This is a genomic window from Lactobacillus sp. B3795 (genome assembly GCF_026535805.1).
Classification (GTDB): Bacteria; Bacillota; Bacilli; order Lactobacillales; family Lactobacillaceae; genus Apilactobacillus; species Apilactobacillus kunkeei_C.
On record NZ_JAFNPE010000013.1, the window covers coordinates 42,875 to 63,936 of the forward strand.

General features: G+C 35.2%; 24 protein-coding genes and 1 other annotated feature. Of the genes, 23 read left to right on the forward strand and 1 reads right to left on the reverse strand.

Annotated features, from left to right (window positions below; genetic code table 11):
- Nucleotides 1-2: 2 nt before the first annotated feature.
- From J3U50_RS05150 to J3U50_RS05260, 23 genes are all read left to right on the forward strand, one after another.
- The gene (locus J3U50_RS05150) at nt 3-698 is read left to right on the forward strand and encodes a Bax inhibitor-1/YccA family protein (RefSeq protein WP_301945721.1); all 696 of its coding nucleotides are present in this window, start codon (nt 3-5) and stop codon (nt 696-698) included.
- 107 nt (nt 699-805) lie between these two features.
- Nucleotides 806-3,454, forward strand: a complete 2,649-nt coding sequence (polA, locus tag J3U50_RS05155) for a DNA polymerase I (RefSeq protein WP_301945722.1) — start codon at nt 806-808, stop codon at nt 3,452-3,454.
- Between the two features lie 20 nt (nt 3,455-3,474).
- Nucleotides 3,475-4,308, forward strand: coding sequence for a bifunctional DNA-formamidopyrimidine glycosylase/DNA-(apurinic or apyrimidinic site) lyase (gene mutM / locus J3U50_RS05160; protein ID WP_301945723.1), 834 nt, complete (start codon nt 3,475-3,477; stop codon nt 4,306-4,308).
- A gap of 1 nt (nt 4,309) precedes the next feature.
- Entirely contained in the window at nt 4,310-4,894 is a 585-nt protein-coding gene (gene coaE, locus J3U50_RS05165; protein ID WP_054608111.1) for a dephospho-CoA kinase, read from the forward strand.
- Between the two features lie 14 nt (nt 4,895-4,908).
- Complete coding sequence (gene nrdR, locus J3U50_RS05170; RefSeq protein ID WP_034531205.1) at nt 4,909-5,379, forward strand: transcriptional regulator NrdR; 471 nt, start codon at nt 4,909-4,911, stop codon at nt 5,377-5,379.
- A gap of 12 nt (nt 5,380-5,391) precedes the next feature.
- Complete coding sequence (locus J3U50_RS05175) at nt 5,392-6,777, forward strand: replication initiation and membrane attachment family protein (protein WP_301945724.1); 1,386 nt, start codon at nt 5,392-5,394, stop codon at nt 6,775-6,777.
- Nucleotides 6,774-7,706 carry a primosomal protein DnaI gene (gene dnaI / locus J3U50_RS05180; protein ID WP_301945725.1) on the forward strand — a complete coding sequence of 311 codons (933 nt, stop codon included), beginning with the start codon at nt 6,774-6,776 and terminating at the stop codon, nt 7,704-7,706. The genes J3U50_RS05175 and dnaI overlap by 4 nt, the downstream gene beginning before the upstream one ends.
- A 322-nt stretch (nt 7,707-8,028) precedes the next feature.
- Complete coding sequence (thrS, locus tag J3U50_RS05185; RefSeq protein ID WP_034533642.1) at nt 8,029-9,972, forward strand: threonine--tRNA ligase; 1,944 nt, start codon at nt 8,029-8,031, stop codon at nt 9,970-9,972.
- A 44-nt stretch (nt 9,973-10,016) separates the two neighbouring features.
- Nucleotides 10,017-10,156: a sequence feature (ribosomal protein L20 leader region), on the forward strand.
- 36 nt (nt 10,157-10,192) lie between these two features.
- Nucleotides 10,193-10,702 (forward strand): translation initiation factor IF-3, encoded by a 510-nt coding sequence (gene infC / locus J3U50_RS05190; RefSeq protein ID WP_034533640.1) that lies wholly within the window; start codon nt 10,193-10,195, stop codon nt 10,700-10,702.
- A 47-nt stretch (nt 10,703-10,749) separates the two neighbouring features.
- On the forward strand, nt 10,750-10,938 hold the full coding sequence (rpmI, locus tag J3U50_RS05195) for a 50S ribosomal protein L35 (protein ID WP_034531197.1): 189 nt from the start codon (nt 10,750-10,752) through the stop codon (nt 10,936-10,938).
- Between the two features lie 41 nt (nt 10,939-10,979).
- Nucleotides 10,980-11,336: a 50S ribosomal protein L20 gene (gene rplT, locus J3U50_RS05200; RefSeq protein WP_034531196.1), complete on the forward strand. Its 357-nt coding sequence runs from the start codon at nt 10,980-10,982 to the stop codon at nt 11,334-11,336.
- Nucleotides 11,337-11,447: 111 nt separating this feature from the next.
- Entirely contained in the window at nt 11,448-11,984 is a 537-nt protein-coding gene (locus J3U50_RS05205; protein ID WP_034531194.1) for a YqeG family HAD IIIA-type phosphatase, read from the forward strand.
- Nucleotides 11,971-13,104 carry a ribosome biogenesis GTPase YqeH gene (gene yqeH / locus J3U50_RS05210; protein WP_301945726.1) on the forward strand — a complete coding sequence of 378 codons (1,134 nt, stop codon included), beginning with the start codon at nt 11,971-11,973 and terminating at the stop codon, nt 13,102-13,104. The genes J3U50_RS05205 and yqeH overlap by 14 nt, the downstream gene beginning before the upstream one ends.
- A gap of 16 nt (nt 13,105-13,120) precedes the next feature.
- A complete protein-coding gene (gene yhbY, locus J3U50_RS05215; RefSeq protein WP_034533636.1) occupies nt 13,121-13,432 on the forward strand; it encodes a ribosome assembly RNA-binding protein YhbY in 312 nt (103 codons plus the stop codon).
- Between the two features lie 14 nt (nt 13,433-13,446).
- Entirely contained in the window at nt 13,447-14,064 is a 618-nt protein-coding gene (locus tag J3U50_RS05220; RefSeq protein ID WP_034531188.1) for a nicotinate-nucleotide adenylyltransferase, read from the forward strand.
- Entirely contained in the window at nt 14,057-14,668 is a 612-nt protein-coding gene (gene yqeK / locus J3U50_RS05225) for a bis(5'-nucleosyl)-tetraphosphatase (symmetrical) YqeK (RefSeq protein ID WP_054608114.1), read from the forward strand. Before J3U50_RS05220 ends, yqeK begins: the two co-directional genes overlap by 8 nt.
- Nucleotides 14,669-14,682: 14 nt before the next feature.
- Nucleotides 14,683-15,039, forward strand: a complete 357-nt coding sequence (gene rsfS, locus J3U50_RS05230) for a ribosome silencing factor (protein ID WP_034531185.1) — start codon at nt 14,683-14,685, stop codon at nt 15,037-15,039.
- Nucleotides 15,040-15,043: 4 nt separating this feature from the next.
- Nucleotides 15,044-15,778: a class I SAM-dependent methyltransferase gene (locus tag J3U50_RS05235; RefSeq protein WP_054483313.1), complete on the forward strand. Its 735-nt coding sequence runs from the start codon at nt 15,044-15,046 to the stop codon at nt 15,776-15,778.
- Nucleotides 15,717-16,904: a nucleotidyltransferase gene (locus J3U50_RS05240; RefSeq protein ID WP_301945727.1), complete on the forward strand. Its 1,188-nt coding sequence runs from the start codon at nt 15,717-15,719 to the stop codon at nt 16,902-16,904. The genes J3U50_RS05235 and J3U50_RS05240 overlap by 62 nt, the downstream gene beginning before the upstream one ends.
- A gap of 87 nt (nt 16,905-16,991) precedes the next feature.
- Nucleotides 16,992-17,546 carry a DUF177 domain-containing protein gene (locus J3U50_RS05245; protein ID WP_034533630.1) on the forward strand — a complete coding sequence of 185 codons (555 nt, stop codon included), beginning with the start codon at nt 16,992-16,994 and terminating at the stop codon, nt 17,544-17,546.
- A 56-nt stretch (nt 17,547-17,602) separates the two neighbouring features.
- Nucleotides 17,603-17,782 (forward strand): 50S ribosomal protein L32, encoded by a 180-nt coding sequence (rpmF, locus tag J3U50_RS05250; RefSeq protein WP_034531177.1) that lies wholly within the window; start codon nt 17,603-17,605, stop codon nt 17,780-17,782.
- Nucleotides 17,783-18,045: 263 nt separating this feature from the next.
- Complete coding sequence (locus tag J3U50_RS05255; protein ID WP_034531176.1) at nt 18,046-18,732, forward strand: response regulator transcription factor; 687 nt, start codon at nt 18,046-18,048, stop codon at nt 18,730-18,732.
- The gene (locus J3U50_RS05260; protein ID WP_051592164.1) at nt 18,729-20,285 is read left to right on the forward strand and encodes a HAMP domain-containing histidine kinase; all 1,557 of its coding nucleotides are present in this window, start codon (nt 18,729-18,731) and stop codon (nt 20,283-20,285) included. Before J3U50_RS05255 ends, J3U50_RS05260 begins: the two co-directional genes overlap by 4 nt.
- 43 nt (nt 20,286-20,328) lie before the next feature.
- Here the strand turns inward: J3U50_RS05260 and plsY are convergent, their stop codons facing one another.
- The gene (plsY, locus tag J3U50_RS05265) at nt 20,329-20,940 is read right to left on the reverse strand and encodes a glycerol-3-phosphate 1-O-acyltransferase PlsY (RefSeq protein ID WP_301945728.1); all 612 of its coding nucleotides are present in this window, start codon (nt 20,938-20,940) and stop codon (nt 20,329-20,331) included.
- Nucleotides 20,941-21,062: the final 122 nt, after the last annotated feature.

A 21,062-nucleotide genomic window follows, 5' to 3' on the forward strand; every position in this document is an offset into this window, starting at 1 on the left:
TTATGAATAACTATGATCAAGCTGGACGCCGTTTAGTAAACGATGCTTTCGGTATGAACAGATTTTTAACTAAAACATACGGATGGATGACTCTTTCAGTATTAATTTCTGGAATTGTTGCATATCTAATGGGTGGAATGTACCACGCTAGTTTTAGCTCTGGAGCAACTATCGTAGGTTTCATTCTATGGTTTGTGTTAGCTTTTGCTACTCAATCAGTTGCTATGCGTAATGCATTCGCTGGATTTATTATGTTAGTGGTCTTTTCAGCATTAACAGGTGGATTATTCTCATACGTATTTATGTTTTACAGTCCAACTGCAATTGCCGAAGCATTCTTCACTACTACCATTGATTTCGCCATTATGGCAATCATTGGTCTTACTACTAAGAAGAGCTTAGATAAGATTGGAACTCAAGCAATGGCTGCGTTTTTCGCATTGTTTTTTGTAAGTATCATTAATTTGTTCTTACACAATCCATTATTTGACCTATTCATTTCATTTATTGCTGTGATTATCTTTACCGCATTTACTGCTTATGACAGTCAAAAGATTAAGGAAGCATTTAACGAATATGGTTCTGAAGTATCAGAAAATGGTTTAGCCATTAATGGTGCGATGATTTTATACATGGACTTTATTAACTTATTCCTAAACTTACTAAGAATTTTTGGTCTTGGTGATGACAACAGATAATAAAAAAAGATGGTGTTTATACAACACCATCTTTTTTATTTTTTATATAATATACTATGCGTGCATGTTAAAATTAAATTATCGAAGAAAACGGTAAGGAGAATTATATGTCTGATAAGAGATTATTATTAATCGATGGAAATAGTATTACTTATAAAGCCTTCTTTGCTTTAATTAAATTAGTAGATCGTTTTACTAATAACGAAGGGGTACATACTAACGCAATTTACGGTTTCAATAACATGCTAAATATCATGTTAGATAAAGTGAAACCTACTCACGTTCTGGTAGCCTTTGATGCCGGAAAAACTACATTTAGAACAGAAATGTACTCTGATTACAAGGCTGGTAGAGACAAGACTCCTGAAGAATTAGTTGAGCAATTCGACTACGTAAAAGAGCTATTAAAAAATCGTGGTATTAAATATTACCAACTAAAAAATTATGAAGCAGATGACATTATCGGTACACTTTCAAAACAAGCTGATGGTCTAGGATTCGATACCACCATTGTTACTGGAGATAATGATTTAACTCAACTATGTTCAGATAAGACAACTGTATCAATTTCTAACCGTGGTGTTTCTGGTGTTGTAAGATACGATACTGACTATGTTAAAGAAACAATGGGAATTACTCCTGAACAAATTATTGATTGGAAAGCCTTGAAGGGTGACTCATCTGATAACTATTCTGGTGTTACCGGTGTCGGTGACAAGACATCCCTAAAACTAGTAAAGCAATTTGGTAGCGTTGAAAACCTATACGACCATCTTGATGAAGTTTCAGGTAAGAAACTAAAGGAACACCTAATTGAAGATAAGGATGAAGCTTTCCTAGCCAAGAAGTTAGCTAGAATTAATCGTGAAGCTCCAATCGAAATTTCAATTGATGATACCTTATATCAAGGAGATCACCTAGATGATTTAATCGCGTTTTATCGTCAAATGAACTTTAGAAAATTTCTTAGCGAAATGAACACCACTCAAAATGCCAATATGAAGGATATTGAATACGTTGAAGTTACCGACGATACTTTATCTGAAATTGCTAAACAAGACAGCGACAAGGTGACATTTTACCTTGGTATGGATGGTGACAACTATCATGATGCGCCATTCATCGGATTTGCTCTAAAAATTAACGATAAGATATATGTATCAAACGATGCTGAATATCTAAAGAGTGATCAGATTAAACAAATCATTGAAAGTAATGATGTAAAAAAAGATGTGTTTGATGCTAAGAGAACCTATGTTGGTTTAAATCGTTTAGGCATTACATTAAACAACGTTGATTTTGATTTATTGCTATCTTCATACCTATTGGACACAAACGACAATAGCAATGATTTAGGTAAGGTCGCTAATCGTCATGACTATTTCGATGTTCAATCAGATGATGATGTATATGGTAAAGGTGCTAAGCGTGAAATTCCTGAAGACGACAAGTTATTCAACCATTTTGCTAGAAAGTTAAATGCCATTGACGCTTTAAAAGATAAGTTATTTGATGGCTTAAAGGAAAATAACCAATGGGACCTATATACCGATGTGGAATTACCATTAACATTCGTATTAGCCAGAATGGAAATTGCTGGTGTGGTAGTTGATAAAGATGTTCTAAACGAAATGCAAAGCAAACTTTCAGAACGTTTGGAAGAAATCAAACAAACTATCTACAACGATGCCGGTGAAGAATTCAATATTGCATCCCCTAAACAACTAGGTGTAATTTTATTTGAAAAATTACAGTTACCAGTCATTAAGAAGACTAAGACCGGTTACTCAACTGCAGTAGGTGTCTTGGAACAACTTGCTCCTGACTATCCAATCGTTGAAGCAATCCTTGAATATCGTCAACTATCCAAGATTCTATCAACCTATGTTGAAGGATTATTATCTGATATTCATGGGGATGGTAAGGTTCATACTAGATACCTACAAACTCTTACCCAAACTGGAAGATTATCTTCTGTAGATCCTAATCTACAAAACATCCCGGTAAGAACTGAAGAAGGACGTAAAATCAGACAAGCATTCGTGCCTAGTCATGATAACTACCAAATCTTCTCATCCGATTATTCTCAAATTGAATTGAGAGTTCTTGCTTCTATCTCTGGTGACAAGAACATGCAAGATGAATTCATTCATAACGATGATATTCATGCATCAACCGCCAGAAGAATCTTTGGATTGAAGGATAACAGTGAAGTTACTCCTGAACTTCGTCGTCAAGCTAAGGCCGTTAACTTCGGAATTGTTTATGGTATTTCCGATTTTGGTTTAGCAAAGAATACTGGAATCAGTCGTAAAGATGCTAAGGAGTTCATCGAAAAGTACTTTGCTGAATATCCTGGTGTTAAGAAATACATGGATGAAAGTGTTGAAAGCGCAAAGAAAAATGGTTATGTTGAAACCATCCTTCACCGTCGACGCTATCTACCTGACATCAATTCAAAGAACTTTAACCTAAGATCTTTTGCAGAAAGAACAGCAATGAACTCACCAATCCAAGGTAGTGCTGCTGATATCATCAAGATTGCAATGATTAAGATGGAAAACGAATTAAACAAACGTGGCATGAAAGCCAAGATGTTATTACAAGTGCATGATGAATTGATTTTTGAAGCACCTGATGAAGAAATTGAAGTACTAAGCGAATTAGTACCAAAGGTAATGGACTCAGCTGTTGAACTTAACGTTCCGCTAAATGTTAAAAGCCATTACGGTAAAAACTGGTACAGTTTGAAATAAATTAAGTGAGGTTTAATGATATGCCTGAATTACCTGAAGTAGAAACTGTTAGAAGAGGTCTTACTAACTTAGTGGAAAGTGCTAAGGTTAAGACAATTGATGTATTATATCCAAAAATGATTAATGTTAGTGCAAAGGAATTCAAGGATACTCTAGAAGACCACACTATTAATCGTATTGATCGCCGTGGTAAATACCTATTATTTAGATTTGATAACGAAATGACTTTGGTCTCACATCTAAGAATGGAAGGTAAGTATGACGTTGAACCAGATGGAACTGAACCAACTAAACATACTCATATTATTTTTCATTTGGATGACGACCGTGAACTAAGATACAAAGATAGTCGTAAGTTTGGTCGAATGTACTTAGTTAAAAATGGTGACGAAAAGACGCTTTCTGGTTTAGGAACAATTGGTCCTGAACCAACAGATGAAACTCTAACATTTGATTACATGAAATCAATCATGAACAAGGCTAGAGGAAAGATTAAGCCATTTTTACTAAACCAAAGTAATATTGCTGGATTAGGTAATATTTACTGTGACGAAGTTTTATGGTTGACCAAGATTCATCCTGAAACTCAAACAAACTTAATTACTGATGAAGAAATTGAAGAATTAAGAAAGAACATTATTGCAGAAATAAAAATGGCAATTAAGGGACATGGAACTACTGTTCACTCTTATTCAAATGCATATGGAGAAGCTGGATCATTCCAAAACCATCTACATGTGTATGGTAGAAAAGGTGAACCTTGCGAACGTTGCGATACCTTATTAGAAAAGATTAAGGTGGCTCAACGAGGCACAACATTCTGTCCTAACTGTCAAAGAAAAGTGGTTGAATAATATGACAAGAGTAATTGGTTTGACCGGTGGAATTGCCACTGGAAAATCAACAGTGGCTGAGTATCTAGCAAGTGTTGGATACGAAATCATCGACGCTGATAAAATTACTCACCAGGTTCAATCAAAAGGCAGCAAAGGTCTAGAGGCTATTGCTGCCTTTTTTGGTAAAGATATTATCAAAGAAGATGGTGAGTTAAATCGACAAAAATTAGGTTCAATCGTGTTTAATAACAAATCTAAACTAATTGAATTAACCAGAATCATTGATCCATTCATTCGCAGCGAAGTGATTAGAAGAATTAATGAAACTACAAATGAAGTAGTAATCCTAGATGCACCGACATTGTTTGAAAATGGTTATCACTTTATGTGTGACGACGTTATCAGCGTTGTTTGTGATTTCGCTGAACAGGAGAAGCGCTTGATGGAACGTGATTCTCTATCTAAGGAAGATGCAGACGCAAGAATTAAGAGTCAATGGCCTTTAAAAATTAAGGCTGAATTGTCCACTTATGTGATTGATAGTAATGGAAGCATTATGCAAACACGCAATCAAGTGGTAAAATTGTTTAATAACATAGATTAATTGAGGTGAAACATATGCAATGTCCTCATTGCCATAAAAACTCTTCGAGAGTAGTTGACAGTCGTCCTGCCGAAAATGGCCAGGTAATCAGACGTCGACGTGAATGTGAAAATTGTAATTACAGATATACAACATTTGAAAGAATTGAACAAACACCATTATTAGTTATTAAGAACAACGGCAATCGTGAAGAATTTGATCACGAAAAGATTCTTCGCGGAATTATTCGTTCTGCTGAAAAACGTCCAGTGCCAATGGACGCAATGACATCTATCGCAGATAAGGTTGAAAACCGTATCCGTTCTTTAGGTGAAAACGAAGTATCAAGCCAACTAATTGGTGAATATGTGATGAAAGAACTAGTGAATGTCGATGAAATTGCTTATATTAGATTTGCTAGTGTTTATCGTCAATTTAAAGATATGACGGTCTTTTATAATGAATTAAAAGAGGTATTAGATAAGGACCAAAAAAATAAGAAATAGCGGGGAATTAATATGACAGATCAATGGCGAGAGGTAGATCCTCTATCCAAGTTTATATTGTTGGCAGATGATGATTTATCTGACTTACAAAGAACTTCTTTGGATGTTTTATATCAGCCAATCATTGGTGTCTTGCCATATGCTTTGATTAACAATTTTTGGCGTATGAGTCATGAAAGAAAGACACATCAAGCACATAGTCATTTTGAAACCTTGTCTTATTTGAGTGTCGACATGAAATCATTTTACGAGGCCCGCTTAAGATTAGAAGCGGCTGGTTTGATGAAGACATACATCAAGACTAGTGATAAGGGCGAAAAACAATACGTCTATCGTCTGGTTAGTCCACTATCCGTTAATGATTTCTTTATTGATGATTTACTAAGCGTTTCACTTTTACAAGTAATTGGTGAAGATAGATACGTTGACTTATACAATGAATTTATCCGACCTGGATTTGATTTGTCCGAATATAAAGACGTTTCAAGAAACTTCCTTCAAGTGTTTAATATTCGTGATAGCGAAGTTACCAACACACCAAAGGCTGTTCAACAAGTTAAAAATAGTATTAATGATAATAGTAGTCACGTTAAAGCCGGTCCAGTCATCGAAAAAAGTGATGACTTTGACTTTAATTTACTATTAGACATGCTAAACCAGTCTTACGTTAATACATCCGATGTTAAGAAGAATATCAATTTGATTAATTCAGAACATCAATTGTACGGTATCGATGAGATTGAAATGGCTAAATTGATTGAAAAGGCAACTAATGTTACCAATAACGTCTTTGATCCAAACAACTTTAAGATTTTGGTATCTAGACTATTTCAATCAAATGCGGATAACATATCACGTGAAGCCACCAATGCTGATAAATCTACCGAGGCAGATAGCAACGATTTAAACGCCCAGGAAAGACAATTGATTAAATCGGCCAGTGAATATGCACCAATCGAATTTTTAAACTATTTGAAGAATGCTAAGGGTGGTTATGTTCATAGCAATGAGGAACACATGATTTCTGACTTGGTTTCTAGACAAATTCTAAAACCAGAAGTAATCAATATGATTGTTTATCATCTACTAATTGATCAAGAAAAGTCCGGTTTAAATAAGAACCTCTTTGAAGCAATTGCTGATAACTGGTCACAAAACAATGTTACCGATGCAAGTAAGGCAATTACTTTCATCAAGAACAGACAAAAAGAATTAAACAAACCTAGAAAACCACGTTTCAATAACAATCGTAAGATGACGGTTAAAGAAACCCTTCCTGATTGGGCAAAAGATAACGAAAAGCCAAAGGAATATGGTAAGGTTAACGAAGATAAGAAAAAAGAACTAGAAGCAAGAATTCAAAAGCTTCGTAACAGTAGAAAAGAGGGTAGAGAATGAAAAACTTAAGTGATGAATTTGCAAAGACTTTAAGCAAACCAAAATACAACGAACGTTACCAACAATCAGTCAATGCTGTTTTAAATAATGAAGACGTTAAGTCATTTTTAAACAAGCACAACGACGAATTGGAAGACGATGTTGTAAAACGCTCAATGTCAAAACTATATGAATTCGTGCAAGAAAATAACAAACTAAAGAACAATCAACCCACAACAATTCCTGGATATACGCCAGTATTAGTTGTTAATAAGGGATTGGTTGATATTTCATACGTTCCTACACAAGAAACCAAGGACAACATGAAGAAGGCCAAAGTGCTTAAACGAATCCACGCGGTTGCAATGCCTAAGAACATTAAAAACGTCACATTGGATCAATTTGATTTAAGTGAAAATGATTACCGTATGAATGCGATGGGGATGGTCACTGATTTTATCGAGGAATATACCAATGCACCTAAGAAGTGGCACCAAGGGATGTATCTATACGGTGAATTCGGTGTTGGAAAAACTTTCCTAATGGCTGCAATGGCCAATGAGTTAGCTAAGAATGGATTTGAAGTAACATTGGTTCACTTCCCAAGCTTTGCAGTGGAAATGAAAAGTGCGATTTCCAGTAACTTGGTTGCTGACAAATTAGATACAATTAAGAAGACACCAGTCCTAATCCTAGATGATATTGGTGCTGATTCTATGTCTTCATGGGTAAGGGATGATATCTTGGGTGTTATTCTTGAATACAGAATGCAAAACTCGCTAAGTACATTCTTTACTTCAAACTTCTCAATGCAACAATTTGAAGAAGAACACCTAGCTGTTAACAATAAGGGTGACGTAGAACCACTAAAGGCTAAACGAATCATGCAACGTGTTCACTACTTGGCAAAAGAAGTAGGGATGTTTGGTCAAAATCGTCGCCCACAATAATTAATGCTTGACAATTTAAGCGTGACTGTCGATAATAAAGACAGTTAATAAAAGACATGATTTTAAATCTCGACTTACAGGGAGAGGATACATTTGCTGGAAGTATCTTCATGTTCAGGTTTGAAGTTACCACTTTTATTTTAAATCAGAGGAAAATTCTGAATCGGGTTGTTTCGTTATAGACTATTATGAGGCCTATTTGTTTGTGCAGGTAGGTAGAATTCGGGTGGAACCACGTTTATAACGTCCCTAGTGTCTATTTATTTAGATGCTAGGGACTTTTTTGTTTCTATTCGAAAATTACACAAGGGAGTGCTCTATTATGGCAAAGATTTCATTTGAATTTCCTGACGGTAGCGTAAAAGAATTCGATCAGGGAGTAACTACTGAAGATATCGCTAAATCAATCTCAATTAGTTTAGCTAAGAAATCAGTAGCTGGTAAGATTGACGGAAAAATGGTTGAAATTGATTTACCACTTGAAAAAGGTGGCAAGATTGAAATCGTTACAAAAGATACAGAAGATGGTCTAAAGGTTCTACGCCAAACAGCTTCACAATTGTTAAAAGCTGCCCTTGCTGACCAATTTAACAACATCCAATTTGGTGAAAGTACTTCTGACGAAGATGGTTTCTTCGTTGATACTGATAAACGTGATTCACAAGTTAGTGCCGATGAACTACCACAAGTAGAAGAACGTATTAATAAAATGGTTTCAGACAATGTAAAAATTGAAAGAAAAGTATTATCTCTAGAAGATGCTTTAAAGCAAGTTGATGGAGATCCATACCAAGCTAAGTTAGTTAACGAATTAGCTGAAGACGGTCAAGTTGTCTTTTACCAAATCGGTGATTACCTAGGTTTAGGTGAAGGTGTTGTATTACCAGAAGCTAAGGCTGTTAAGGAATACAAATTACTTTCAGTTGCCGGTGCATACTGGGAAGGTAAATCATCAAACCCAATGCTACAAAGAATCTTCGCTACAGCATTCTACAAGAAAGCTGATTTAGAAGAAGATCTAAAGAGAAGACAAGAAGCTAAAGAAAGAGACCACAGAGTTATCGGAAACAAGTTAGACTTATTCTTCGTTGACCCTAAGGTTGGTGCTGGTTTAGCTTACTGGATGCCAAATGGTGCTACTATCCGTCGTGTTGTTGAAAGATACATCATTGATAAGGAATTAGCTAACGGTTACCAACACGTTATCACACCAGTTCTAATGAACCTAGATGCTTACAAGACATCTGGTCACTGGCAACACTACCGTGAAGACATGTTCCCACCAATGGACATGGGTGATGGTGAAGAACTAGAACTACGTCCTATGAACTGCCCTAGTCACATCCAAATCTTCAAGCACCACATTCGTTCATACCGTGAACTACCAATGAGAATTGCTGAACTTGGTATGATGCACAGATACGAAAAATCAGGTGCTTTATCAGGTCTACAACGTGTTCGTGAAATGACTCTAAATGATGGTCACACATTCTTAAGACTAGACCAAATCCAAGACGAATTTAAGAAGGTTCTTGGTTTAATGGTTGAAGTATACAAAGACTTCGATATTAAGAACTATCACTTCAGATTAAGTTACAGAGATCCTAAGAACACTGAAAAGTACTTCGATGATGAAGAAATGTGGAGCAAGTCACAATCAATGCTTAAGGGTGCCATGGATGACCTTGGCCTAGACTACGTTGAAGCCGAAGGTGAAGCAGCATTCTACGGTCCTAAGCTTGATGTTCAAACTTACACTGCAATGGGTAATGAAGAAACTCTATCAACTATTCAATTAGACTTCATGTTACCTGAAAGATTTGATCTACACTATGTTGGTGAAGATGGTGAAGAACACCGTCCAGTTATGATGCACCGTGGTTTAGTTTCAACTATGGAAAGATTTATTGCTTACCTAATCGAAGTATACAAGGGTGCATTCCCAACTTGGTTAGCTCCAAAGCAAGTTAAAGTTATTCCAGTAAGTATGGAAAAATACGGTGACTACGCTAAGGAAGTTAACAGCAAATTAGCTGCATTAGGTATCCGTACAAGTGTTGATGACAGAAACGAAAAGATGGGTTACTTAATTCGTGATGCTCAAACTAACAAGATTCCATACACAATCGTCGTTGGTGAAAGTGAAATGAACTCAAACCAAGTTTCGGTACGTAAGTACGGTGAACAAGATAGTGAAAGTCTAAGTCTTGATGACTTCATCAAAGAAATTCAAGAAGATATTAGTAACTATTCAAGAGAAAAATAATAAATGTTATTGACATGTACCACTCATGTGGTATTATATAAGTAACGAAAAAGCAGAAGCATCCCGCTTCTCGCCTGAGTGATCGAAAGAGATGGCTAGGCATGATATCGGATTAACCTTTGATTTAATGTTCAAAGGACCAAAAGCGGGTGCCAACTGTGGGCATCCGCTTTTTTCTGCTTTTTAATATACTTGGAGGTGAATTACCATAGCAAACGATATGATGGTTAATGATGGAATTCGAGCTCGCGAAGTTCGTTTAATTGGTGCTGATGGTGATCAATTAGGTATTAAGTCAAAGGACGAAGCAATGCAAATTGCTGAAGCTGCTGGATTAGATCTAGTAGTTGTTGCTCCAAAGGCTAAGCCAATGGTTGCTAAAGTTATTGATTACGGAAAATACCGTTTCGAACAACAAAAGAAAGCTCGTCTATCTCGTAAGAAGCAAAAGGTAGTTAGTGTTAAGGAAATTAGATTAAGTCCAACTATTGATACTAATGATTTTAATACTAAGTTGAAGAGAGCTAAGACATTCATCGCAAAAGGTGAAAAAGTTCGAGTTTCAATTCGCTTTAAGGGACGTGCCATCACACATAAGGAAATTGGTCGTGATGTTTTAAACAGAATGGCAGATTCTACATCAGATGTTGCTAGCGTTACTCAACGAGCAAAAATGGATGGAAGAAGTATGTTCCTAATGCTCGCACCTAAGTCAAGCGATAAAAATTAGATAGTATTTTTATAATACTTAAGTTAAATTAAGGGAGGATTTTTTCAATGCCAAAGACTAAATCAAATCGTGCAATTGCAAAGCGTTTCAAGAAAACTGCTAAGGGTGGTTTAAAGAGTGCTAACGCATTCACAAGTCACCGTTTCCACGGTAAGACAAAGAAACAACGTCGTAACCTACGTGGTACAAGCATGGTAAACGATACATTAGCAAGCAAATACACAAAGATGTTTTAATTAATACTTTTAAGTAAGACATAATTTAGGAGGATTTAAATATGCCAAGAGTTAAGGGTGGAACAGTTACTCATGCACGTCGTAAGCGTGTTTTAAAAGAAGCTAAAGGTTACCGTGAAGGTAAGCACAGTCTATTCAAGACTGCTAAAGATCAAGTTATGAAGTCACGTGAATATGCATTCCGTGATCGTCGAGCAAACAAAGGAAACTTCAGAAGATTATGGATTGCTCGTATCAATGCTGCTGCTCGTATGAACGGCTTAAGCTACAGCAAGTTAATGCACGGTTTGAAACTTTCAAACATTGAAATGAACCGTAAGATGCTAGCTGACTTAGCAGTTAACGATGAAAAAGCATTTGCTTCATTAGCAGAAACTGCAAAGAAAGCTATTAAATAGTCTATAAAAACTTTCACCACTTAAGGTAAGTAGGTGGGAGTTTTTTTCTTATTATGGGCACCGCTAATTTTGGTGCTCATATAATACATAATATTATTGAGGAGAATTAAAATGATTTCTAAGTTTAAACCAACATGGATGATTCCAGTCGTATATAATATTTCACCATCAAAACTAAAAGACATGGGGATTAAGGCAGTTTTTAGTGATCTAGATAATACCTTGATTCCTTGGAATAATCCTGATGGAACTCCTCAATTAAGAGAATGGATATCTGAGCTCAAGAAAAACAATATTGAATTAATTGTTATTTCAAATAATAAACATAGCCGAGTTCAAAGAGCGTTAAGAAGTTTGAAATTAAACTTCATCTCACGCTCCTTAAAGCCATTACCTAGAGGTATTAATAAGGCTTTGAGAGATTACCATTTACACCACAAAGAAGTAATTATGTGTGGAGATCAATTATTAACTGATGTTTGGGCTTCAAACAATGCAAACGTTAGAAGTGTGTTAGTTAAGCCATTAATTGAATCCGATGCTTGGAATACTAAGCCTAATCGCTTCTTAGAAAAATTAATATGGAAAAAATTAAGAAACAAATATGATGATTTAGACTGGCAGGAGGATATAAATGACAGAAATTAATCAATTACAAGATGAAGAAATTAGATGTATTGGTTGTGGTGCGTTAATTCAAACCACAAATCCTGATGAACTAGGATACACTCCTAACTCTGCTCTTGAAAAGGGAAAAGAAAGTGGCGAAATCTACTGCCAACGTTGTTTTAGATTACGTCACTATAATGAAATTTCACCAGTTAGCTTAACTGATGATGATTTCTTGAAGCTACTGAACCAAATTAGAGATGCTAATGCGCTTATCGTATACTTGGTTGATGTCTTTGACTTTAACGGAAGCTTGATTCCTGGATTACACCGTTTCGTAGGTGATAACCCAATCATGTTGGTTGGTAACAAGTCTGACTTGCTACCAAACTCACTAAAACGTTCTAAACTAAAGGATTGGATTAGACAACGTGCTAATGAAGCCGGAATTCGTCCAATTGATGTTGAACTAGTTTCTGCTAAAACTAATGAATTAGTTGATGATTTATTGAAGAACATCGATAAGTACAGAAATGATCGTGACGTCTATGTTGTAGGTGTCACTAACGTTGGTAAGTCAACATTGATTAACCAAATCATTAGACAAAACACTGGAATTAAGGAACTAATCACTACTTCAAGATTCCCTGGAACTACATTAGATAGAATCTCAATTGATTTGGAAGATGGACATGAATTAGTAGATACACCAGGTATCATTCATAAAGAACAAATGGCACATTACCTAAACGGTAAGGATCTAAAGATTGTTCAACCACAAAAGCCAATCAAGCCAAAAGTTTATCAATTGAACCCAGAACAAACACTATTCTTTGGTGGTGTTGCCCGTTTTGATTACGTTCAAGGTGACAATAAGCATGGTTTTACTGTTTATGTTGAAAACAACTTACTAATTCACCGTACTAAGTTAGCAAATGCTGACAGCTTCTACGACAAGCATTTTGGTGAATTATTAACTCCACCAAGTAGTGAATCAATTGATGATTTTCCAGAATTGGTTCGTTTCGAATTCAAGACCGATCAAAAGAGCGATTTAGTATTCGAAGGACTTGGATGGATTACTGTTCCAGCTGGTGTAGTTGTAGCTGGATGGGCACCTAAGGGTGTAGACGTATTAGTTAGAAGAGCAATGATATAAAAAGCGAGGTACAAAATTGAAATTACGCGGAAAACAAAAAAGATATTTAAGATCACAAGCTAACAGAATGAAACCTTTATTCTCTGTTGGAAAGAATGGTTTAAACGAAACTTGGTTAGAACAAGTATTGGATGCTTTACACAGACGTGAACTAATCAAGGTTAACATTCAACAAAATTCTGATTTAGAAGTTAGTGATGTTCAAGAATACATTGAAGCAAACAGTGACATCAATGTTGTTCAAACAATTGGAAAGACATTACTATTATTCTTACCTGCAAGTAAGGAAAAGTTCCAAATTTACTCTGTAGAAGTTAGAAATATTTAGAGGAGTTCTTATCAATGCATAGTGAAAAGGTGCAAACTTTACCTAAGTTAAAATCTTTAAACAAGCGCAAAAAAATCGGGATTATTGGTGGAACCTTTAATCCGATTCATAATGGTCATCTATTTATTGCGGATCAAGTAAGGAGTCAATTAGGACTAGAAAAGGTATACTTCATGCCTGATTTCATCCCACCTCACGTTGATCATAAAGATGCAATTGATGCTGATGACCGCGTCAATATGGTTAATCTAGCAATCAACGATAATGATAAGTTTGATATTGAAATGCTAGAAATCATCAATCGTGGTAAAAGTTACACTTACAACACTATGGTAGAATTAAAGAGAAGACATCCCGACTATGAATACTACTTTATTATTGGTGGTGACATGGTTGAATACCTACCTAAATGGTATCGTGTTGATGATTTATTTAAACTAACTCATTTTGTAGGTGTTAGAAGGGAAAATTATCCAATGTCGACTAACTATCCAGTGATATGGGTAGATGTCGCCAAGCTGGACATATCTTCAACCTTAATTCGTAAACTGGTATCTAACCATCAATCAATTCGATACTTGGTTCCAGATGCAGTTTTAAAATATATAAAGGAGCATCATCTTTATGAATAATGTTGAATTAACATATACAAATAAGTACATCCCTTTATCCAGAGAAGAACTAATCGAAAAACTAAACAATGCTTTAACCCAATCAAGATTTGAACACGTTTTACGTGTTGAACAAATGGCGATTGAACTAGCAAAGAAAAATAATGTAGATGTTGAAAAAGCAAGTGTTGCAGGACTTTGCCACGATTATGCTAAGCAAAGACCTGATGACGATTTCATCCAACTAATTAAGAAATATCGTTTGGATGACTTATTGTTGCAATATGGTAATGCAATTTGGCATGGTGAAGTTGGTTACTTAATGGTTCAAAACGAATTAGGTGTTACTGATATCGATATCTTGAATTCCATTAAGCATCACACCACCGGTGCAAAGTACATGTCAAAGCTAGAACAAATTGTATACATGGCCGACTATATCGAAATGGGACGCGACTTCCCAGGTGTAGAAGAAGCACGTGAGATTACATTTAATAATCTAGCTGACGGGGTGGCATATCAAACTAAGCACACTCTACAATATTTAATTAGTGCCAATAAACCCGTTTATCCAAAGACCATTGATACCTATAACGAATGGGTAAATGGATCAAACATCAAATAACGAGGAGATTTCAAATGAATAGTAAAGAAAAATTAGAAGTAATTGTTAAAGCAGCGGACAGTAAGAGAGCTCACAACATCGTTGCTTTAAACGTCCACGAAGTTAGTTTAATGGCTGACTACTTCGTAATCATGGATGCAGCATCAAACAGACAAGTTAAGTCTATTGCTGATGAAGTTGCTGACCAAGCTGAAGAAGCTGGTATCAGTGTTAAAGAAGTAGAAGGTAAAGACACTGCTAAATGGATTTTATTGGACTTAGGTGACGTTATTGTGCACGTATTCCAAGAAGATGAAAGAGAATACTACAACCTAGAAAAACTATGGTCAGATGCTGATTCAGTAGACGTTTCAGAATGGGTTAAGGACTAGTCAAATGATTTATCAAGAATTCGCAAAATTCTATGATGAATTATTTGATGAAACTATGTATGATCAATGGCTTTCTTTTGTAAAAGCAAATGTATCAAAGAATGATTCAATTATGGACATGGCTTGTGGAACCGGACGCTTATTAGCGCTGCTTGCCGCTCAAAACTATAATGTTTGTGGTATGGACTTATCTGAAGACATGCTTACACTAGCAGAAGAACATTTAAGAGATATTAAACCAGATATGCCATTAATTCAAGGTGACATGACTGAAATGGAAGGAATTCCTAACTTTGATGTGATTACCTGTTTTGATGATTCATTATGTTACTTGCCAGATCAAAACGTACTACAGACTGCTTTTGAAAAGGTACATGAACATCTAAATGATGATGGACAATTCTTATTTGATGTAATTACGCCATATCAAACAGATGTCGTATATCCGGGATACATGTATAATTACCATGATGATAGCAATGCTTTCATGTGGCAATCATACTTAGGTGATGAAGATCACTCAGTAGAACATGACTTAGTATTTTTTAAGTACAACGAGTCAATCAATGCATATGATCAATTTAGTGAAATTCATTTGGAAAGAACTTATAAAGTTGATATTTACATTGATTTATTGAAGAATGCAGGATTCAAAGATATCAAGGTTAGTGCTAACTTTGGTAAAGACGAAATCACTGATACTACAACTAGATGGTTCTTTGTATGTAAGAAGGGATGATTCGATGAAAGCTGTTGGTATAATTGCTGAATATAACCCGTTTCATAATGGGCATAAGTACCAAATTGAGCAGGCAAGACAAGCAACCAATGCTGACGCAGTCATCGTAATTATGTCAGGAAATTGGGTACAAAGAGGCCAACCTGCTATATTAGATAAATGGTCTAGGGCACAAATGGCATTGAAAAATGGTGCTGATATGGTAATTGAGTTACCAGTGCAATGTGCCGTGCAGCCTGCTGATATATTTGCTAGGCACGCAGTGAACATTTTAGCTAGTCTTAAGTGTGAGTGGCTATCATTTGGTAGTGAACATCCAAACATTAACTTTAATGAGCTGGCTAATGTTGATTTAAAGGAAACTAAGATACATCAAGATTACACCAAAAGCTATGCTGAGTTAATCAGGGATGCATTAACTAATGCGACTGGAGAAGACGTCAGTGCACCAAATGATGTATTGGCGTTAAACTATGCAATTGCTAACCAAAAAAATAATCACCAAATGAAGCTAGTTCCGATTAAGAGAAACGGTGCTAACCATCATGATTGTGATTTAAATAACGATGGGGTAATTGCTAGTGCTTCTGCAATAAGAGCTGCTATCTTAAATAATAGTAAGAAATTGGTCCAATATCTTCCCGATAGCATTGATATCGAAGCTTTAAAGAATCATGTTGATTGGGAAGATTTCTGGCCATTATTAAAATATAAGATTGAAACATCAAGCATTGATGAATTAAATCATATCTATCAAATGACTGAGGGATTAGAATATAGACTAAAGAAGTATATCTATGAATCACATTCTTTTGATGAGTTTCTACACTTGGTTAAATCTAAACGCTACACATACGCAAGACTTCAACGTTTATTCGTTTATACGCTCTTAAATTGGCGTAAAAGCGATGATTTGAGTCAAGAGTATGTCAGAGTATTAGGCTTTAATAAAAGCGGTAGAGCGTATTTGAATGACATTAAGAAGCAAGTAGAACTACCTGTAATTACTAAGATTAATAAGGAACTATCTGAATCAGAATTAAATTTTGATGTAGTATCTGGTAGGATTTATGAAAATATAAATCATATTCCTCAAGATGCAGGAAAAATTCCATTAATTTATTAATTTTTAGGCCGGGTATCAAGGATATGACCTTGACAAACTAACTTCTTAATATGTATAATTAACGCTGTTGCATTAGGAGGAATAGACATGAAATGGTTCTTAAAGGAACTATCCGAATACAAAAACAAGCCACTTTCAGTATCAGAAGATATGAACTTATCTGATGATATTATGAGTAGATATAGCAAATATGTTATTTCTGCTGATGACGATATTCACGTTGCTGCTAACGTTTTCTCTGAAAACGGTGATGCAATTGTGACTGCTCGTGTAACAGGTAAGATTGTGGTTCCTTCATCAAGATCATTAACTCCGGTTGAGTTACCATTGGATTTCTCAATTAACGAAGTTTATGTTGAAACTAATTTGCGTTTGAAAGAACGTGAAGATGAAGGTGAAATTGCTTTCCTAGTAGATGACGAAGGCGAAATTGATTTTGATAAATCAGTTGCCGACAACATCATCCTACAAATTCCAATGCACATTTTGTCTCCTGAGGAAATCGAAACTGGTAAAATGCCAGAAGGAAATGACTGGGAAGTTATTTCCGAAGATGATTTAGCCGAAAAAGAGGCAAATGATAAAAAAGTAGATCCACGTCTTGCTAAGTTAAAGAACTTCTTTGACGATAGTGATAATTAAGCAAGACTTAAAAATTTTTCACTAGTGGATATTTTAATATAAAGGGGGTTTTTGCATTGGCTGTACCAGCAAGAAGAACTTCAAAAGCTAAGAAGGGTATGCGTCGTGGTCACATTAAGTTGGCTAACCCAGGTTTGAGTGCTTGCCCAAACTGTGGTGAATTACGTAAACCTCACATGGTATGTCCTAGTTGTGGATACTATGATGGAAAACAAGTTGTTAATGAAAACAACTAATTAAATAAAAAAGCTACCAGAACACCATGGGTCCTGGTAGCTTTTTTTGTTATGTAAGTATAATTATTTTATTTATTTAACCATTTATATTAAACTTAAATCGAGAGAATGGTTCGTTTTCTAATTTAAAATAGTAAATTGGTGAAAAAATTTAAGATTTTAATAATAATATTCGGATTAAGCTCTTCTATTATGAGAAAAAACGTGATAAAATGTACAAAGTAAGTTAAGATTTTCTAAAATAAATGGAGAGGTGTAATTTAATGAGCCGTATTTTGATAATTGAAGATGAAAAAAGCTTAGCTAGATTTGTAGAGTTAGAGTTGAAGCATGAAGGTTACGAAACTCAAGTAGCCTTAGACGGTCGCGAAGGACTAGAAGAAGCACTAAACAACGACTATGATGTTATTCTTTTAGATCTTATGTTACCAAAGCTTAATGGTATGGAAGTTGCTAGAAGACTTCGTGAAAAGAAGACAACTCCAATCATTATGATGACAGCAAGAGATTCTGTTATTGATAGAGTTTCAGGATTCGATCATGGTGCAGATGACTACATCGTTAAGCCATTTGCTATCGAAGAATTATTAGCTCGTGTTAGAGCATTACTTCGTCGTATTGATATCGAAGGTGACGAAAACGCTGAAGATCAAAAGGTTGTTTACTTTAAGGACATTACTGTCGAAAAAGAAAGTAGAATCGTAAAACGTGGAGACGATATTATCGACTTAACTAAGCGTGAATACGAATTACTACTTACTTTAATGGAAAACGTAAACGTTGTATTAGCTAGAGACGTTCTTTTAACTAAGGTTTGGGGATACGATTCAAGTGCTGAAACAAACGTTGTTGATGTTTACATCCGTTACCTAAGAAACAAAATTGATAGACCTGATCAAAAGAGTTACATCCAAACTGTTAGAGGAACCGGTTACGTGATGAGATCATGATTTCCAACCATGATGATAAAGTTTCAAAGACAGTAAGCAGCAATCGAAGATGGTTTTCTCTTAAATGGAAATGGTCAATTGGATCAGCAATTATAATTTTTGTAATTCTATCAATTTTTTCTTTTTTGATTTACAACCGTTTTTCTGATGTCTTATTGCACCAGGAGAACTCACGTACTATTGAATCGGATGTAACGATATCAAATCGATTAAGAACGATTAATCGATCATTGGATGAAAAGACAGTTAGTTCTGCTTTAAATCCAAACAGTGGTTTTAGGGACGGCAACCCTAATAATGGAATGTCGACAGACGTTTATTCTGATTCTATTTATACTAACTTATTTAGTAAGGATATCGTGGTTAGTGTATACAATAAGAATTCAGACCAAATCTTCTCATCGAAGAAGTCGCCAAAAAAGATTTACAATTTCAAACCGGTAGATAGCCGTAAAACGGTTATTACCAAGAACTCAGGTAAGACAATCTTAGTTTTAGATTCACCAATCTATTCTGCCAAGACGCATGAATTAATTGGTTATCTAAGAGTAGTTGATTCAATGTCTGACTACAATTTGTACATTAACAAATTAGCCGGAATTTTATTTGTAATTTTAATTATTGGTATCTTCTTCTCTGCTGCATTGTCGTACTTTCTATCATCATACATGCTTCGTCCAATCAAGATTATCTCTAACACCATTCACAGTGTTAAAGAATCTCCTGAAACGGACAGTCGTGTGCCTAAGTTGACTCAAAATGATGAGTTGACTGACTTAGGGGACTTATTCAATGATATGATTGATACAATGCAAAGATACATTGATCAACAACAACAATTCGTTGAAGATGTTTCCCATGAATTAAGAACTCCGGTCGCTGTAATTCAGGGACACTTAGACATGCTTTCTCGTTGGGGAAAGGATGACCCTGAAGTCCTAGATGAATCAATTAAATCTTCAATCTACGAAATTAATCGTATGAAGAGTTTAGTTCAAGAAATGTTAGATCTTTCTCGTGCTGAACAAGTTGAAATCAACTATGGAAACAAGACAACGGATGTTCAAGATGTTGTTCATCAACAATACAATGATTTCCAAATGATTCACCCTGATTACAAGTTCATCTTAGATGATGATATTGGGGAAGAAACAATCATTCAAATTTACCGTAATCACTTGGAACAAATATTGATTATCTTGTTAGACAATGCTGTTAAGTATTCTAAACAAAGAAAGGAAATTCATATTTCACTTTCTCGTAAGTATCGTTATGTCGATATTGCGGTTCAAGATTTTGGTGAAGGATTAAGCCAAGAAAGCATTGATAAAATCTTTAACAGATTCTATCGTGTTGATAAGGCTAGAAGTCGTAACCAAGGTGGTAATGGTTTAGGACTATCAATCGCTAAGCGTTTGGTAGAGGCCTATAACGGTAAGATCAATGTTGAAAGTTCATCGGGATATGGATCAATCTTTACAATTTCATTCCCAATCCTTTCAAAGGATAAGATTGAACATTTGAAACAACTAGATATGAATACTAAGCAATAAGAGCAATAAAAAAGCACTGCAATTAAGCAGTGCTTTTTTGTGTTTATTTATGGTTTTGATGTTTGTATACCAAACCAAATGGAACTAAGTTTTCGTTACCTTCTTTAATACGTTGAATGTTACTTCTGTGCTTAATGAAAATAAAGATTGTTAGAATAATACCAATAACGCCAAGTACGTAATCATGATCCAATAAAATCAAGATTGTGATTAATGGAAATGAAATCATACTTGCTACACTAACCATACTAGTTAGGTAAGTGAATGAAATTTCAAAGATAAAAGCACATAAGAATAAGATTGGATGGATTGCTAGTAACATTCCGGCACTAGTAGCAACGGCTTTACCACCCTTAAACTTAGCAAAGATTGATAATGTATGTCCCAATACAGCGAATAAACCAAATACGATTGGTGATACGTTAGCGATATGGAAGAATGTTGGTAGCAATGTTGCAATGGTACCTTTTAAAATATCTAATACCATAACAACAGCACCGGCAGTCTTACCAAGTTCTCTAAATGTATTGGTGGTTCCCATATTTCCAGAACCTAACTTGGTAATATCTTTATTGAAAAAGACCTTACCAATCCAGATTCCATTAGGAATTGCCCCTAACAAGTAAGCGACAATTAATAAAATTGTGATTTTCAAAAATGGTTCCTCCCAAAAATTAACTATCTATTAATTTTACCATTTTTAAGCATTATGACAACATCTTCTCTATATAGGACGTTTAATATTCCCTTTTAAAAGCGTTTTAAATAAGGTAATAT

Coding starts and splice junctions, on each gene's coding strand:
- rsfS (WP_034531185.1), top strand. CDS start 14,683: ATGAATAGTAAAGAAAAATTAGAAGTAATTGTTAAAGCAGCGGACAGT.
- rplT (WP_034531196.1), top strand. CDS start 10,980: ATGCCAAGAGTTAAGGGTGGAACAGTTACTCATGCACGTCGTAAGCGT.
- J3U50_RS05255 (WP_034531176.1), top strand. CDS start 18,046: ATGAGCCGTATTTTGATAATTGAAGATGAAAAAAGCTTAGCTAGATTT.
- infC (WP_034533640.1), top strand. CDS start 10,193: ATGATGGTTAATGATGGAATTCGAGCTCGCGAAGTTCGTTTAATTGGT.
- polA (WP_301945722.1), top strand. CDS start 806: ATGTCTGATAAGAGATTATTATTAATCGATGGAAATAGTATTACTTAT.
- rpmI (WP_034531197.1), top strand. CDS start 10,750: ATGCCAAAGACTAAATCAAATCGTGCAATTGCAAAGCGTTTCAAGAAA.
- J3U50_RS05245 (WP_034533630.1), top strand. CDS start 16,992: ATGAAATGGTTCTTAAAGGAACTATCCGAATACAAAAACAAGCCACTT.
- mutM (WP_301945723.1), top strand. CDS start 3,475: ATGCCTGAATTACCTGAAGTAGAAACTGTTAGAAGAGGTCTTACTAAC.
- yqeK (WP_054608114.1), top strand. CDS start 14,057: ATGAATAATGTTGAATTAACATATACAAATAAGTACATCCCTTTATCC.
- J3U50_RS05150 (WP_301945721.1), top strand. CDS start 3: ATGAATAACTATGATCAAGCTGGACGCCGTTTAGTAAACGATGCTTTC.
- J3U50_RS05235 (WP_054483313.1), top strand. CDS start 15,044: ATGATTTATCAAGAATTCGCAAAATTCTATGATGAATTATTTGATGAA.
- J3U50_RS05205 (WP_034531194.1), top strand. CDS start 11,448: ATGATTTCTAAGTTTAAACCAACATGGATGATTCCAGTCGTATATAAT.
- yqeH (WP_301945726.1), top strand. CDS start 11,971: ATGACAGAAATTAATCAATTACAAGATGAAGAAATTAGATGTATTGGT.
- dnaI (WP_301945725.1), top strand. CDS start 6,774: ATGAAAAACTTAAGTGATGAATTTGCAAAGACTTTAAGCAAACCAAAA.
- coaE (WP_054608111.1), top strand. CDS start 4,310: ATGACAAGAGTAATTGGTTTGACCGGTGGAATTGCCACTGGAAAATCA.
- J3U50_RS05260 (WP_051592164.1), top strand. CDS start 18,729: ATGATTTCCAACCATGATGATAAAGTTTCAAAGACAGTAAGCAGCAAT.
- nrdR (WP_034531205.1), top strand. CDS start 4,909: ATGCAATGTCCTCATTGCCATAAAAACTCTTCGAGAGTAGTTGACAGT.
- J3U50_RS05220 (WP_034531188.1), top strand. CDS start 13,447: ATGCATAGTGAAAAGGTGCAAACTTTACCTAAGTTAAAATCTTTAAAC.
- thrS (WP_034533642.1), top strand. CDS start 8,029: ATGGCAAAGATTTCATTTGAATTTCCTGACGGTAGCGTAAAAGAATTC.
- J3U50_RS05175 (WP_301945724.1), top strand. CDS start 5,392: ATGACAGATCAATGGCGAGAGGTAGATCCTCTATCCAAGTTTATATTG.